This is a genomic window from Faecalicatena contorta, from assembly GCF_003149105.1.
Taxonomy (GTDB): Bacteria; Bacillota; Clostridia; order Lachnospirales; family Lachnospiraceae; genus Muricomes; species Muricomes contortus_C.
The window spans coordinates 1-14,190 of the sequence record NZ_QGDS01000018.1 but is presented as its reverse complement, the minus strand read 5'-3'; the positions used below and the strand labels follow the sequence as shown (position 1 = coordinate 14,190).

At 42.3% G+C, this 14,190-nt stretch carries 17 protein-coding genes and 1 pseudogene; 3 read left to right on the top strand and 15 right to left on the bottom strand.

The genetic code is table 11. The features are described from left to right. Window positions 1-241: 241 nt before the first annotated feature. Window positions 242-1,039, top strand: a complete 798-nt coding sequence (locus tag A8805_RS19120) for an HAD family hydrolase (protein ID WP_109714147.1) — start codon at window positions 242-244, stop codon at window positions 1,037-1,039. A gap of 81 nt (window positions 1,040-1,120) precedes the next feature. Here the strand turns inward: A8805_RS19120 and A8805_RS19115 are convergent, their stop codons facing one another. The 12 genes from A8805_RS19115 to A8805_RS19060 form a co-directional block, all read right to left on the bottom strand. After that, entirely contained in the window at window positions 1,121-1,882 is a 762-nt protein-coding gene (locus A8805_RS19115; protein ID WP_109714145.1) for a DeoR/GlpR family DNA-binding transcription regulator, read from the bottom strand. A 171-nt stretch (window positions 1,883-2,053) separates the two neighbouring features. Further along, window positions 2,054-3,118 carry an S-methyl-5-thioribose-1-phosphate isomerase gene (mtnA, locus tag A8805_RS19110; protein ID WP_109714143.1) on the bottom strand — a complete coding sequence of 355 codons (1,065 nt, stop codon included), beginning with the start codon at window positions 3,116-3,118 and terminating at the stop codon, window positions 2,054-2,056. Window positions 3,119-3,167: 49 nt separating this feature from the next. Then, a complete protein-coding gene (rpiB, locus tag A8805_RS19105; RefSeq protein ID WP_109714141.1) occupies window positions 3,168-3,617 on the bottom strand; it encodes a ribose 5-phosphate isomerase B in 450 nt (149 codons plus the stop codon). Window positions 3,618-3,631: 14 nt separating this feature from the next. Continuing rightward, complete coding sequence (locus A8805_RS19100; RefSeq protein ID WP_109714139.1) at window positions 3,632-4,597, bottom strand: aldo/keto reductase; 966 nt, start codon at window positions 4,595-4,597, stop codon at window positions 3,632-3,634. Between the two features lie 374 nt (window positions 4,598-4,971). Next, window positions 4,972-5,889: a TDT family transporter gene (locus A8805_RS19095; protein WP_109714137.1), complete on the bottom strand. Its 918-nt coding sequence runs from the start codon at window positions 5,887-5,889 to the stop codon at window positions 4,972-4,974. A gap of 16 nt (window positions 5,890-5,905) precedes the next feature. After that, window positions 5,906-6,397: a C-GCAxxG-C-C family protein gene (locus A8805_RS19090; RefSeq protein ID WP_109714135.1), complete on the bottom strand. Its 492-nt coding sequence runs from the start codon at window positions 6,395-6,397 to the stop codon at window positions 5,906-5,908. Window positions 6,398-6,595: 198 nt separating this feature from the next. Next, window positions 6,596-6,946, bottom strand: coding sequence for a RidA family protein (locus tag A8805_RS19085; RefSeq protein WP_207657732.1), 351 nt, complete (start codon window positions 6,944-6,946; stop codon window positions 6,596-6,598). Between the two features lie 38 nt (window positions 6,947-6,984). Beyond that, entirely contained in the window at window positions 6,985-7,545 is a 561-nt protein-coding gene (hxlB, locus tag A8805_RS19080; protein WP_109714239.1) for a 6-phospho-3-hexuloisomerase, read from the bottom strand. A gap of 60 nt (window positions 7,546-7,605) precedes the next feature. Next, entirely contained in the window at window positions 7,606-8,250 is a 645-nt protein-coding gene (gene hxlA / locus A8805_RS19075; RefSeq protein ID WP_109714134.1) for a 3-hexulose-6-phosphate synthase, read from the bottom strand. 65 nt (window positions 8,251-8,315) lie between these two features. Beyond that, window positions 8,316-9,257, bottom strand: coding sequence for a ribokinase (locus A8805_RS19070; RefSeq protein ID WP_109714132.1), 942 nt, complete (start codon window positions 9,255-9,257; stop codon window positions 8,316-8,318). A gap of 97 nt (window positions 9,258-9,354) precedes the next feature. Beyond that, window positions 9,355-10,371 carry a LacI family DNA-binding transcriptional regulator gene (locus tag A8805_RS19065; protein WP_109714130.1) on the bottom strand — a complete coding sequence of 339 codons (1,017 nt, stop codon included), beginning with the start codon at window positions 10,369-10,371 and terminating at the stop codon, window positions 9,355-9,357. A 29-nt stretch (window positions 10,372-10,400) separates the two neighbouring features. Further along, window positions 10,401-11,063 carry a ribulose-phosphate 3-epimerase gene (locus A8805_RS19060; RefSeq protein ID WP_109714128.1) on the bottom strand — a complete coding sequence of 221 codons (663 nt, stop codon included), beginning with the start codon at window positions 11,061-11,063 and terminating at the stop codon, window positions 10,401-10,403. 263 nt (window positions 11,064-11,326) lie between these two features. Between A8805_RS19060 and A8805_RS19055 the strand changes: the two genes are divergently transcribed. Together A8805_RS19055 and A8805_RS19050 are read left to right on the top strand one after the other, a co-directional pair. After that, on the top strand, window positions 11,327-11,800 hold the full coding sequence (locus A8805_RS19055) for a glutathione peroxidase (protein ID WP_109714126.1): 474 nt from the start codon (window positions 11,327-11,329) through the stop codon (window positions 11,798-11,800). Window positions 11,801-11,885: 85 nt separating this feature from the next. Beyond that, window positions 11,886-12,677 (top strand): triose-phosphate isomerase, encoded by a 792-nt coding sequence (locus A8805_RS19050; RefSeq protein WP_109714124.1) that lies wholly within the window; start codon window positions 11,886-11,888, stop codon window positions 12,675-12,677. A 100-nt stretch (window positions 12,678-12,777) separates the two neighbouring features. Here the strand turns inward: A8805_RS19050 and A8805_RS19045 are convergent, their stop codons facing one another. From A8805_RS19045 to A8805_RS23045, 3 genes and pseudogenes are all read right to left on the bottom strand, one after another. After that, window positions 12,778-13,341, bottom strand: a complete 564-nt coding sequence (locus A8805_RS19045) for a DUF3841 domain-containing protein (RefSeq protein ID WP_109714122.1) — start codon at window positions 13,339-13,341, stop codon at window positions 12,778-12,780. Next, entirely contained in the window at window positions 13,331-13,897 is a 567-nt protein-coding gene (locus A8805_RS19040; protein ID WP_109714120.1) for a DUF3841 domain-containing protein, read from the bottom strand. Before A8805_RS19040 ends, A8805_RS19045 begins: the two co-directional genes overlap by 11 nt. Window positions 13,898-14,060: 163 nt before the next feature. Further along, a pseudogene (locus A8805_RS23045) lies at window positions 14,061-14,190 on the bottom strand (glycine reductase); the annotation flags it as partial.

The window sequence follows — 14,190 nt, the reverse complement described above, 5'->3', positions numbered from 1 at the left end:
ATTCTCATTACAAAAGGGCAGTTTCTCCCCTCTGCAATTTCAGGACCATTGTTACAATAGGATAGTATCACACAATTATTCCAAGAACAAGGCTATACAATCCTTCGTTTTTAAGGTAATATATAAGAAGTATAACTTTATATTAGAATATACTGATTGGACTTCTAATATCCAATTTAGTATACCTTATCTGGTATTTTGTAATACGAAATATACATAAGATACAAACATGGAGGTTTATATGATCAAATTAGTAGCAAGTGATCTGGACGGCACGCTTCTTCAGGGCAGTGCACAAAAACCCACGCCTCGTGCCATTGAACTGATTCATCAGCTTACACAAAAAGGCATATATTTTGTAGCAGCCAGCGGAAGGCAGTATGATAATCAAAGAAGAATGTTCGAAGAGATTAAAGATGAAATCTCTTATATTGCAGAAAACGGCGCTCTCTGTATACATAAGGGAAAAATCATTTCCCGTGCCACGATTCAGGATGACCTTGCAGCCAAAATTATTACAGAACTTAAACGCCAAAAGCATTTTGAAATTATGTTGTCAAAGGAAGATGCCTGTTTTTTGGAAAATAATGACCCGGTATTTGTCAATCATATTGTAAATATTATGCAGAATACCGTAAAAATTGTGGAAGACCTTTCGAAAGTAGAAGGGCCTATTCTGAAAATTGCCATATGCAGCATGGAAGACGGGCCCCACATCGTAGATAAATACCTCAAATACCTGCAGGATATGTTTGGCAGTGAGATTAAAACCGTAACCTCTGGAAATACATGGATTGATTTCCTCGCTCCGGGATCTAATAAGGGAACGGCACTGGAAAGCCTGATAAACCTCCTGGGTGTAAAACCAGAGGAATGTATGGTTTTCGGGGATCAGTACAATGACGTGGAGATGCTTCAGCTTGCCGGTACCAGCTATGCAATGTCCAATGCGGCGCCAGGAATATCCTACTATTCTACTTACGTAACAAAATCTGTAGAGGAAGTGTTGGAAGACCTGCTTTCTGAAATTGAAGAATAGAAAATAATCCCCCAAATGCTGCCGGACCATCCGGCAGCATTTCCTGCTTATTGGACTGCTAACGTTCAATAAGGTGTACTTCTATGCTATCACCAACGGTACCTGTTCTTTCTCCGCCCGCCTGATATATTCCTTATTTACCTGATTATCGGTGATAATCTTATAAATTCCCTTGAGCGGGGATATCACCGACAAATACCCTCCTCCGAACTTGCTGCTGTCAGCCAGCACATATACCTTATCCGTTGTTTTTAGAATTGCTTGTTTCACCTGCATCTGAGGTGTTGCTATGGAGGTAATTCCCACATCAAAGTTAATACTATGTACACCAATGAAAGCTTTATCCACATGGAACCTGGAAATATCTGTAACGGCCTCATCCCCCATCGTCGCGGCTAAATGTCCGCCAACCGGCCCTCCGACCATATAGAGCTCAACATGCTTCAAGCCTGCAAGTTCATTGCCGGACATTAGGGAATTCGTCACAACAGCAATCCGCTTCCCAGGGTGCTGTTTAATATGCAATGCCAGATAAAAGCTGGTAGATGCATCATCAATAATAATCGTATCTCTGTCTTCGATAAACTCATAAGCACATGCCGCAATCGATCTCTTTCTGTCTGTATTACGGTAAACGCTTTCTGATGAATACTTTTTCAGCGGGTTTTCTTCTATTTTTAAAGCTCCGCCATGAGTACGGACCAGAAGCCCTGCGCGTTCCATACACTTAATGTCATTTCTAATCGTCACTTCGGAGCAATCAAGCTCAGCACTTAATTCATTTACGCGAACCTTTCCCCTCTCATCCAATTCCTGCAATATTTTTCTTCTGCGTTCCTCCATACCGTTCCACCCCCTACGTAATCTCAGAAAAGTATTCCTAAACCGTCCAACACCACATTTTAAGTAAAAAACAGCGTACCTTCCAGAACATTAGCAGTTCAAGAGGTATAACTTTTTTGTATGTTAATATTCTAACACACTTGGAGTACAGAAGAAACACATTTTTCATTCTTATATATTTTTTAATTTTTTAAGCGATTCTTCATATGGTGCCCGCATTATTCCATATTCCGTTACTATCCCTGTAATCAGCTCATGACTGGTCACATCAAAACATGGATTATATACTTTGACCCCTTTTGGCGCCATTCTTTGTTCATACCACATTTCTGTAATTTCCTCAGGAGAGCGTTCCTCTATAGGAATTTCACTCCCTGCGGCCAATGACATATCAATCGTAGATGTAGGCGCACACACATAAAATGGAACTCCGTAATGTTTTGCCACTGCCGCCACAACAGATGTTCCAATTTTATTTGCCGTGTCTCCATTTGCAGCAACCCTGTCACATCCTACAAACACTGCATCTACCATGTCTTTTTGCATAATTGTGCCTGACATATTATCACAAATCAGCGTTACATCCATCCCCGCCTCCTGAAGTTCGAAAGCGGTCAGACGTGCTCCCTGCAGAAGCGGCCTGGTCTCATCCACATAAATACGGAATTTATATCCTTTTTCATGTCCTAAATACATGGGGGCAGTTGCTGTTCCATACTTTACCGCGGCCAGCCGCCCGGCATTGCAGTGGGTCAGCAGCCCGTATCCCGGTTTAACCAGTTCAAGGGCATTCTCCCCGATTCTGCGGCACACCTCTATGTCTTCATTACGAATATTGACAGCCTCCTGACGAAGTAATTCTTTTACTGTATTTATTTCACAGTCCATATGCTTTACAACTACCCCTTCCATACGGTCCAGCGCCCAGAAGAGATTTACGGCTGTAGGGCGTGAGGTGGCTAAATACGCCTTTGCCTTTTGGAACCTTTTATAAAACACAGCCATATTGACAGCTTCAATGTTCTTTACAGCCAAATATACTCCGATTGCGGCGGTGACACCAATTGCAGGTGCCCCTCTGACCTTCAGAAGGTAAATTGCCTCCCAGATTTCTTCAATCTCTGTCAGGCAAAGCTGCTTAATCCTGCCGGGGAGCTGCGTCTGATCCACAATCACCAGCGCACTATTTTCTTCATCCAAAGAAACTGTATCACATTCAAGAATTGTTTTTGCCATAAATCAATTCCTCTCTATTTTATCACAAGCTTATCACGGCCGTGAATCTCTACTCCCATCTATCTTCAATCTCACCAATCATATCTACTCTTCTTTGATGACGTCCGCCTTCTTCAAAATCTGTATCCAGCCACACCTCAACAATCATCTTGGCAAGCTCCGGTCCAATTACCCTGGCCCCGAAAGCCAGTACATTACAGTTATTGTGCATTCTTGCCATGTGTGCCGTAAATGGTTCACTGCACACTGCAGCCCGGACACCCTTTACCTTATTTGCCGCCAGGGAAATGCCAAGCCCTGTTCCGCAAATCAAAATTCCTTGATCAATTTCGTGATTGACAACTGCTCGTCCCACAATCTCACCGTACGTGGGATAATCACAGCTATCCGTACAATTGGTCCCATAATCTACAACTTCATGACCTCTTGCCTTCAAAAGTTCAATAATTTCAGCTTTCATCTCTAACGCTGAATGATCGTTTCCAATACCTATTTTCATCTTCTCTCTCCTCTCTATACTTCTGCTTTGTAATCTGTTTTTTCAAATGGTATATCAAATGTTCTCATTGCTTCTTTCAAATTTTCTACATTCCGGGGCCCATACAGAGGAAGGCACTGAAAGTCCTGACATGTAAAAAATCCAAGAACTACCTGCATTACCGTAGCATTGTACTTTTCCATCAATATTTTCACCTGATTTGCCAGCCTGATATTGCCTTCTGTATAATAGGGGGACTCCTCCACTGCATGGGCTCCCTTTTCCACAAAATTATGGAAGAATCCATTGCAGATTCCCATATATGGCATTGCCAGGTTTGGCGGATTTCCCCTATGGTATTCCTTCATTTCCTCATCCATGTATGCAAGGGTATCATCTGCCAGAGGCTTCATAAACTGGGAGCCAAGGTTATAAAGTACCTGGTTTGCAACAAAACTCCGATAGCCCTGTTTCCGGCAGTACGTATCTGCCTCCCTTATTCTGTCCGAAGACCAGTTGGAACAGGCGTAGTAACGAATTTTTCCTTCCTTCACAAACTGCTGCATTGTTTCAATTAACGTCTCCACTGGTATTGTTTTATCATCCCTATGATAAAAATACAAATCAATATAATCTGTCCGCAAGGTTTTTAAGGATAATTCCAAATCATGGCGCATATCTTCTTCACTCATGCGGCTCTTATGGATGTCAGGCCTGAGACCTGTAATATCGGGATGTCCGCCTTTTGTAATCAAAACCATCTGATCTCTCTTTTTGCCTGCGGCTATCCATTCTCCCAGAACACGTTCACTTCTTCCTGTCTCCGGGGGAATCCAGTCAGAATATACCCGCGCCGTATCATAGACATTTCCTCCTATGTCCAAAAAGGCATCAAAAAGATACTCTGCATCCTTCCCTTCCCACTTCAGACCTGCATTTTCACATCCCATTCCCAATGGAGATAATTCAAGTTCGGTGCCGGGTATCCTGATTTTTTTCATACAGGTTCTCCTTCCTATATTTATATTAGATTTTATCACAATATCATGATGCTATCAATGTCCGAAAAACATTCCCAAAGTAAGAATCCCGCTATTTATTGATAGTGATTGTCTTTCTATATGTAATAATATACAAAAATTTATAAAGTGGCAACAGTTAACTGAACCAAACACAGCGGGATGCCATACTACCACCAGAATAAGCGAAAACAAAAAATGCCTATCCTGTCTTGAAATGCAGGATAGGCGGCTGCCATAAGGCAATTACTTAGTTTTAGAGGTTTCCACTCTCGTAACCGTTGTTCTTTTATGTCTACAGCATAGCATGTATAACTTACTTTCGCAATATCAGGCACCCCTCTATCAACATAAATTTACGCCTTCCGGAAAATAAACTTCCCAAACCGCACAAGTGTATATACTACCAGTATAACTGCTGCTGCCGTCTCAAACAGTACTACATACTGCAATACAGGCATCGGATGTCCCATATTCATCAGGCATACCATCGTCTGTTTTGAAGCAATAGCACTGATTACAAATGGAAAGGTAAAGGATGCGTAACTCGGATAAAAGGGTAGTTTCAAACATTCAGCTGCTTTTATTAGAACCCATATGTATAAAACGCAGGATGCTGCAAACATTCCCATCAGAAGTCCGTATGACTTGGGCGTTACAGACTGTACATATCCTGCAACACAAAGACTCACCGGTGCGGCATAAATACAGATCAGCGGCTTTGCCGGTTCCGGAATTTCCTTATATTTGACATAGCGTATTGTAACTAAAATGAAAAGTACAATGAGCGCTATAAAACCAAACCAGAACGCCGCCGTTCCAATCTGAAATTTCTCATAAGCCGGGGCCGTGACAGACGCGACTACTATTCCTACATACACAATGTAATAACTGGCAAATACTTTCGGCATCTGTAACTTAAAAATGAATTTCACCGTAAAATAAATAATTAAAACAATGTGAAGCAGAATTGCCAAAATCCAGATATAAAATGCTGCCTGTCCAATAAATGGTTTCACATATACACTGAGCAGCATTAATGCCATAGGAAATGTCCCGGATACACTTGCCATAATCGGATTGTTCATATCTTCTTTTATCATTCCCGGAAACAGAATCAGTTTCAGGAGAAGCAAAATCAGAAGAATTCCCGCCACAATTCCGCACACATAGCGGATACCTTCTGAATAGCTTTGCAGCAGATTTCCAAGAGCTGCCGTACCGAGCATTACACCGGAAAGGGGGATCGGTATTTTTTTAATTATGTCTCTCATTTCCTCTGCCCCCGCCCTACGCTGTCTTTTCATCCAAATTAGCAAGTCCCAGTTCTCGAACGATAATATCTGCCACTTTCCATGCACAAAGCCCGGTAAAATGAATACACTGTTCTTTATGTTCGCCCTTGCTCATGTCGAATTCCTTTGTCAGTACCCGGCAACAGACACTATTTTTTTCGCTTGCCTTCTTAAACCAGTCATGCAGCTCGTTCGTAAGCGCCATACACTTCACAACTTTTGGATCTTGAGGTCCTGTCTTTTCAGTTCTTCCAAAAAACATTCCCAAAGCAAGAATCCCCCCATTCAAAGCTCCGCACATGCACCCGGAACGCCCCGCTCCAACTGCCATTCCAGAAGCCATGGCAACCACTTCCTCAGGAACATCCAGATCAAAATTATCTCTAATGGCAGCCATCAGTGCTTCACAGCAAAAATAACCCTCTCTAAAATTTTCCTCCGCATCTGTCTGTACCTTTTTAAGACTAATCTCTTGTTTAATATTCATTTCTTCCTCCTGCTATTTTATTTCTATTATTAATAATAACAGGTATATTTCTAATTGTCCTATCGATAATTTCTATAAAAAACTCCACTTATAGAAATAAACTATCTCTCTGTTCTCCACGCTAGTATTGTGAACTTTATTTATGTAGTTAGCCGGCTCATTACAGAAGTTCAGCGGCGTTAAAGAAATTGGATTCTTCTACTTTTTAGCCGCTGTGATCGTAATTTCAACAAGTGGATTCCCATCCATCATTACCCCGCCAACGCATGTTCTTGCAGGGGCATTACCATTGTCAATCCATTCATCCCAAACCGAGTTCATGGCATCAAAATCCGAAAAATCATGCAAATGAATTAACGCGGATAAAACATGATTTTTATCCGACCCATGCTCATTTAGAAGCCTTTCCAATGCATCAAGAATCAGCTTCGTTTGCTCTGCCGCCGAAACGCTCGTATCAGGCGCCACTTTGCCGGCAAAATACAGTACACCATTATGTTCATTGACTGCACTCATTCTCTGCTTTACACCAAACCTTTTGATTTCCAATTTGACATCATCTCCTTTCTCTAATTGAACTATCCGATTTACTCAAGATTTGCATGTAACTTGAACATTTCTTCTTCCGTCTTTCCCAGTCTTTCCATGAGTATCATAACAATATTATCGAAGATCAGCCAGGCAGTCTGCTCAAAGACATTTCCCATAGGCTGTATGGATATCACTTTATTTTCCAGTTCACTCTTGGGCGTCACTCCCGGAACCTGTATCACTGCATCTGCCATACTTCCGATTGACGCTTCGGGGAATATTGTAATAGCAGCCACCGCAGCCTGTTGTTTTTTTGCCTTCTCCGCCATAACTTTCAAGCTGCCGGTTTCGCCGGAACCAGACGCAATAATCAGCAAATCCCCTTCTTGTATGGAAGGAGTCGTCGGCTCGCCCACAAAATAAACGGTCAGGCCCAGATGCATCAGCCGGTTAGAAAATGCTCTTGCTACAAACCCGGAACGGCCTGCTCCAGCTACAAAAATACGTTTTGCGGCTTGTATGTTATCTGCAAACTGCTCCAGCTCCTCCTGACGAATCTGTTTCGCATTCTCTGTCAATTCTTCTAATATTTTTTTTAATATGATTGCTTCCGCCATTCTGCCTATTCTCCTTTCAAAAGCGGACATTTGGAGTCCGCCTCCCTTTGTTCTCCAACCTTACAACTGTTCTTCTGCTGAAATCATGCTGTCTTTTATTGCTTTGGCTGCCTCCGCCGGATTCTCTGCATGCGTGATTCCGCTTCCCACAATCAGCACTTCCGGTTTCAAAGCGGCATATTCTGCTGTTGTATCCGCACTGATTCCGCCTGCCACTGAAATCTTAGCTTTTTTACAATGTTCTGCCATCACCCGCAGGTCGTCTATCGGCTTGCGTCCTGCCGCCTGCTGGTCGGTACCTACATGCACCGCCAGACCATGAGCCCCTAAATCTTCCAGCTCATGGATACGTTTCGGCAAATCAGGCACACAAATCATGTCTACAACAATCTCTTTTCCGTATTTTTCTGCTGCTTCAATACAGCCCTTTATTGTCAGGTTGTCCGTCACTCCCAGAACCGTTACATAATCTGCCCCCACTTGCAGAGCCTCTTCTGCCTCATAATAACCGGCATCCATGATTTTCATATCTGCCAGTATCTCCTTTTTGGGAAAACGTTCTCTGAATGCTTCCACCGCACGCATTCCCTCCTGGTATACAAAGGGAGTTCCGATTTCAATGATGTCAATGTAATCCTGCACCTTTTCTGTCAATTCAAGTGCTTTCTCTAAAGTTAAGTCATCCAGTGCTAATTGTAATTTCATATCTGTCTCCTTCTTTAAAAGTCCGTTACAGTTCATTTATAAGTTTGGCTTTCCCTGATGTATCATTATGAATTTACCTGGATGGATTGTGATAGAAATTCTGCCACTTCTTCCTCCCTGGGAATTGACACCTGGGCTCCCATTCTGGAAACACAGATTCCTGCTGCCGCATGTGCGAACCGGATTGCATCCCGCATGTCATCTCCTTTGCAAAGGCGGATTGCAAGTGCTGCTCCAAACGTATCACCTGCGGCGGTTGAATCCACTGCTTTCACCTTAAAGCATGGAATCAGTTCTGTGTTATTTCCATCATAAAGCATCGCTCCCCTGGAACCTAGCTTTAAAATGACATATTCCGGCTTTGCTTCTTCATATAACATCTTTGCCGCCTGAATTGCCTTCTCTTCTGTATCAGGGTTAATCCCTGTCAGAGCTTCTGTCTCGGCTTCATTTGGTGAGAGAATAAAAAGCCCTTCCAAGCGTTTCAGGGGAATATTCATTGCAGGCCCTGCATCCAGAAATACCGGGATTTTTCTTTCCTTCGCCAGCTCATATGTCTGGTACACCGTTTCCAGGGGCATTTCCAACTGCATAATTACCATGTCAAACTGGCAGGCGTCCAGCGCTGCCTTAACATCCGCTCCGCAGATGCCTCCGTTTGCCCCCAGGGCCACATAGGAAACATATCGTCCATCCTCGTGAAGCAGCATCAGGGCAAGGCCTGTCTGCCTGTCGGGATCCGTTACAATATACTCTGTATGCACCCCGGCTTTTTTCAGCTCTTTTCTAAGAGACTCCCCATTTGTATCATCTCCCAGACGTCCCACCATTGTTACGTCTGCTCCCTGCAAAGCCGCTGCAATCGCCTGATTGGAACCTTTTCCTCCTGTGGCATAGCCATAGTTTCCACACAAAATAGATTCTCCAAATTTAGGAATTGTATTTGCTCCTTCCACAAAAAGATCCATATTCATACTGCCCACTACTAATATCTTAGGTTTTTCCATAAATAGCCTCCTATATCATTCTGTTATATGAAATTCTAATGTATCTGTTCAGAACCGTTACAATCTAATTACTTTTCTGACGCCTCCAGAACCCAGCCTATAAATTATGAATCTTAAGAACCGGTGTCAGAACGACCTGTTCCAGCGGTTTCTGCGGACATGCGATTCTGTCATTCAGCAGCCGGATTGCATGGCGCCCCATTTGATTGGCATCCCTTTCAATATAGTTAAATTTATTATTTATAATCTCAAACGCTTCTATCCTGTCCAGTCCTATACAGGCGATATCCTTAGATAAACGCTCGCCTCTCTCATACAATGCCTTCAAAAAGCCAAGACTGGTTCTGTTATTGCAAGCCAGCACTGCCGTGGGCCTGTCCTCCATAGAAAGCAGCTTTTTCGAAAAGTGATATGCTTTTGTCATCCGGTAATCGCCTTCAAATATATACCGTCTTTCCATAAGGATTCCGGCTTCATTCATTGCCCGCTCATAGCCCTTATAACGGCCCCTTGCCAGTACTCTGTCCATTGTCGCATTCAAAAGTCCTATTTTCGTATGGCCCGCCTGTATTAACGCTTTTGTCGCTTCATACATGGCTTTCTCATCGTCAAAGAATACTCCGTCATATTGCTCCAAACTGTCCGTTGGACGGTCCATAATGACAATAGGTGCGTTCAAATCTTTCAAAAGCTTATTAATGGTTATCTGCTGTTCCTTCGTTGTATAATCAACTGCCGGAGTGTAAATCAGCCCCCTCACTCTATGCTCTTTCAGCATCAAAAGTGCTTTTTTATCCTTCTCCGCACTATCATCTGAATTACAGCATACAAGCATATAGTTGTTCTGGTCCGCAATCTCGGTAATACCTCTGAGTATCTCCCCGAAAAAGGGATTGTCAACTTCCGGCACAATCACACCAATGGTATTGGATTGCTGCCTTGATAAATCTCGCGCTGCTGCTGACGGGGAGAAATTCCGCTCCTTCATAATATTCAGGATCCGCTCTTTTGTCTCCGGCTTAACGGAAGCTGATTCATTCAACACCCGCGACACTGTCGCCTTTGAAACGCCCGCTTCCCTTGCAATATCATTAATCGTAAACTCCTTAGGCATTTTCCGTTTCCTCCGTTGAATGGAACATTCTATCCAATAATATCTCTCATTTTACGGATGCCCTCCTGTATTCCATCTAATCCGTTCAAAAAGCTTGAGGTTCCCGCTACAAAGATATCTGCGTATTTCTCCGACATTTCGCCTGCCAGTTCATAACTGACATTGCCGTCCACTGCAATTTCAATATTAGAATATCCTTCCGCATCCAAATAATTCCTGCAATCCTCTATTTTCTGGATTGCCTGGGGAATTGCCTTCTGTCCGGCAAATCCCGGATTCACGGTCATAACAAGCAAACCATCCATATCATCCAGAACATATCTGAGGCTCTCCACCGTTGTAGCGGGATTGATTGCAACCATTGTCTTAGCACCCGTTGCTTTTATAGCCTGCAAAGCCTTTTGCAGATGCTGGGTACTCTCCGGATGAACAGCCACATACTCACCCTCCTGAAAATCAAACCACTCGATTTTTCTTTCTGGATTATTAATCATCAAATGCACATCCAACGGAATGTTCGTTAATTTACGGAGCTGCTTTACATAATCCGTACCCAGCGTATAGTTTGGGACATATTCACCGTCCATAATGTCAATGTGCAAATACTCTATGCCCTCCTCCTCAAATACCTTCAGATACTCATTTAGTTTGTCAATTTCAACACACATCATTGATGGGGATATCTTCTTCATTTTTTTCCTCCTTATCCTTTCTAATTCTTTTACACCGGAAAGCTTTATGTAACCGGTTACACCATAACATAAATATACTCTTTTCTCATTCTCCTTGTCAAGGCTTAAAATACATACGACTTATTATTTTCTATTTCTAAATCACAATAATCATTTATTAGATTTTGCAAAATTAAATTGTTCAAAATCATTGACAGATGCCCTTTTACATAGTATAACAATACTAACTAAGAAAGTTCTATTCCACAAAAAGGAGAACAACTATGTCAATTTATGAAATTAAAGTAAAAACAATGAACGGTCAGGAAACATCTTTGGGTGAATATAAAGGTAAAGTACTCTTAATTGTAAATACCGCCACAGGCTGCGGCTTTACTCCGCAATATAAAGGCTTGCAGAGCTTATATGAAAAATACAAAGACCAGGGCTTTGAAATCCTGGATTTTCCCTGCAACCAATTTGCCGGACAGGCACCCGGCAATATTGATGAAATTCATTCATTCTGCACTTTACGCTACGGTACTACTTTTCCCCGTTTTGCAAAAATTGATGTAAACGGCACGAATGAATCTCCGTTATATTCTTTTTTAAAAAGACAAAAGGGGGGACTTATCGGGGAAAAAATAAAATGGAACTTTACAAAATTTTTAGTAGACCGTAATGGTAACGTTGTAGGCCGTTATGCCCCAACCGAGACTCCTAATATTTTAGATAAAAAGATATCTGATATTTTATAACACATTGTGTTTCCGTTGCGTTTTTATGGCTCTCCCTTTATAATAGAAACAGATTCTACCAAGGACTATATAAAAGGAGGCCGTTATGCAGAAGAAGTTATATTTTGGAAGTAATCTGAAAATGTATAAGAATATTCAGGACACTGTAACATATCTCCAGGACCTGGTATCATACACAAAAGATATCAGCCGTGAAGAGATAGAATTATTTATTATCCCTTCCTATACTACATTAGAGAGCGCTGCCAAAGGTGTGGACCGGGACTACGTTAAAATCGGTGCACAAAATATGTGCTGGGAAGACGAAGGACAGTTTACCGGAGAGATTTCTCCTCCCATGCTGAAGGAGATGGGGATTGACCTTGTTATGATTGGTCATTCCGAGAGAAGGCATGTATTTGGTGAAACTGATGTGGAAGAAAACAAGAAGGTAAAGGCCGCTTTGAATCACGGCTTTACTGCACTTCTGTGCATTGGTGAGACTGCAGATGAAAAGAATTTTGGCATAAGTGCTGAAATTTTGCGTATGCAGTTAAAGATAGGATTCCATGATGTGCCAGTGTCGCAAACTGAAAAGATATGGGTTGCTTATGAACCAGTGTGGTCCATCGGCGTAAACGGAACCCCTGCCTCTGCAGATTATGCTGAAAAAATGCATAAAGTAATCAAGGAGACCCTCCTGGAAATCTTTGGAGATGCAGGAAAAGATATTCCTGTATTATACGGCGGAAGTGTAAATCCGGGAAATGCAAACGAATTAATTGTACAACCTTCTATTGATGGCTTGTTTACCGGAAGATCCGCATGGCAGGCAGATAAATTCAATACACTGATCCGGGATGCAAAAGCTACATATGAAGAAAAGGCCGGAAATTAAGAAATAAAGTGCCAAAGCACGGTTGCTTTAGCGGCCATTTTCTTATGCGCGTAGTGCAGCCCCCCGGAGGGGTTTCCTATTATATGAAAAGAGAGTGCAGTCATTTGCACTCTCTTTTTATCCATTCTTTCTTTAATTCCCATATCATCCCCTGCGTATACTCATCATCCTCGACGGGTATTTGCAGCAGGTTACTCCAGCTTTTTTTGATTTCCTGTTTTTCTACTGGATAGAATGGCGTGGAAAAAATTGAAAAATTATCCCGAATTCCTCTTTTCTCCAGCCACTTTTGGAATTCTTCCTCTTCATGTACGGTCTTTCCGACATAATTCAGATTCAGAATCCGGTTCCATTTTCGGGTGTCAAAGGTAATAAGCTGATTTTTAGGAACTTCCAGCTCCAAATAGTTCATTCCTTCACCGCCATAAATATGGTGCACGGATTTATAAACCCAAATAGGGCTTTCTGCATCTTCGGGTCTTGGAATCAGTCCTTCTGCACATTGTGAAAGATACTGATATGCTTCTTGAAAAACCCATGCAGTTTCCTTATATTTTTGCTCTACATAGCTTCGTTTTACCACATATCGTCCAGTCTCATTCAAAGTCTGCATTACAATCTCTGTCTGCCCGGTCCACATCATGATATTCCCTTCACTCGTCATTGGACACTACCTCCTTTACCCATTCCTTTTTTATCTCCCAGGTTGTAGCAAACCCTTTTTCCAGGAGAGCCGGAGGCATTGTAAACACGCGCTCCCAACTGTCTATAACCTTCTTTTTCAGTAAAGGATAATAATTTCCTTTTGGGGATTCAGCCAACGCTGTCTCATCACCAATTCCATACCGGGCCAATTCTCTTTCAAAATCATCCCTGTCTTTTTGGTCTATAGCAACATACATAAGATTTCCTCGGTAATCCCACTTTTCCATATCAATAACCAGTACATTTTCTTCAGGAATTTCCACCCTCATAGTCACTGTACCAGGGACTTTTTGCAGCCTGAAATCTTCTGAAAGGGAAAACCAGATTGGATACCGGGCATCTTCTGGAATTTCAACATAGGCTCTGCTCTTCTGGGTATACCATTCATACAGTTTTAAATAAAAATCGGCAATCGTATCATTTTTAATTCTGATATATTCCTCTTTCACCTTATAGTTCCCAGTCTGCTCTATTTCTTCCCATACCTGGGGGACCTGACGTGTCCATCCAATCAATGATCTGCCCTCCTTTTACTTATGCTACTTGGGCCTGGTCTTTTCAAGCCTTAGCAACAAAGTACATCCTGTCGACTTGCTTATACTACTTAGTGAGGTTTTTCCGAACTTAGCAGCATGGTTGTTTCCTTAGTGACATGGATGTTTCCTTACCCAAAATGCCTTATTGAATATACCCGGCTTTTTTCAAGTTCTCTGCTGCCTTTTCACAGTTTGCCTCAGACACAAGAATAATCGGTCCGGTACACCCCATCCCGCTCTCTGCGTAAATTCCAGTCTTCCAGAGCGCCTTC

Coding starts and splice junctions, on each gene's coding strand:
- A8805_RS19120 (WP_109714147.1), top strand. CDS start 242: ATGATCAAATTAGTAGCAAGTGATCTGGACGGCACGCTTCTTCAGGGC.
- A8805_RS19115 (WP_109714145.1), bottom strand. CDS start 1,882: ATGGAGGAACGCAGAAGAAAAATATTGCAGGAATTGGATGAGAGGGGA.
- mtnA (WP_109714143.1), bottom strand. CDS start 3,118: ATGGCAAAAACAATTCTTGAATGTGATACAGTTTCTTTGGATGAAGAA.
- rpiB (WP_109714141.1), bottom strand. CDS start 3,617: ATGAAAATAGGTATTGGAAACGATCATTCAGCGTTAGAGATGAAAGCT.
- A8805_RS19100 (WP_109714139.1), bottom strand. CDS start 4,597: ATGAAAAAAATCAGGATACCCGGCACCGAACTTGAATTATCTCCATTG.
- A8805_RS19095 (WP_109714137.1), bottom strand. CDS start 5,889: ATGAGAGACATAATTAAAAAAATACCGATCCCCCTTTCCGGTGTAATG.
- A8805_RS19090 (WP_109714135.1), bottom strand. CDS start 6,397: ATGAATATTAAACAAGAGATTAGTCTTAAAAAGGTACAGACAGATGCG.
- hxlB (WP_109714239.1), bottom strand. CDS start 7,545: ATGGCGGAAGCAATCATATTAAAAAAAATATTAGAAGAATTGACAGAG.
- hxlA (WP_109714134.1), bottom strand. CDS start 8,250: ATGAAATTACAATTAGCACTGGATGACTTAACTTTAGAGAAAGCACTT.
- A8805_RS19070 (WP_109714132.1), bottom strand. CDS start 9,257: ATGGAAAAACCTAAGATATTAGTAGTGGGCAGTATGAATATGGATCTT.
- A8805_RS19065 (WP_109714130.1), bottom strand. CDS start 10,371: ATGCCTAAGGAGTTTACGATTAATGATATTGCAAGGGAAGCGGGCGTT.
- A8805_RS19060 (WP_109714128.1), bottom strand. CDS start 11,063: ATGAAGAAGATATCCCCATCAATGATGTGTGTTGAAATTGACAAACTA.
- A8805_RS19055 (WP_109714126.1), top strand. CDS start 11,327: ATGTCAATTTATGAAATTAAAGTAAAAACAATGAACGGTCAGGAAACA.
- A8805_RS19050 (WP_109714124.1), top strand. CDS start 11,886: ATGCAGAAGAAGTTATATTTTGGAAGTAATCTGAAAATGTATAAGAAT.
- A8805_RS19045 (WP_109714122.1), bottom strand. CDS start 13,341: ATGACGAGTGAAGGGAATATCATGATGTGGACCGGGCAGACAGAGATT.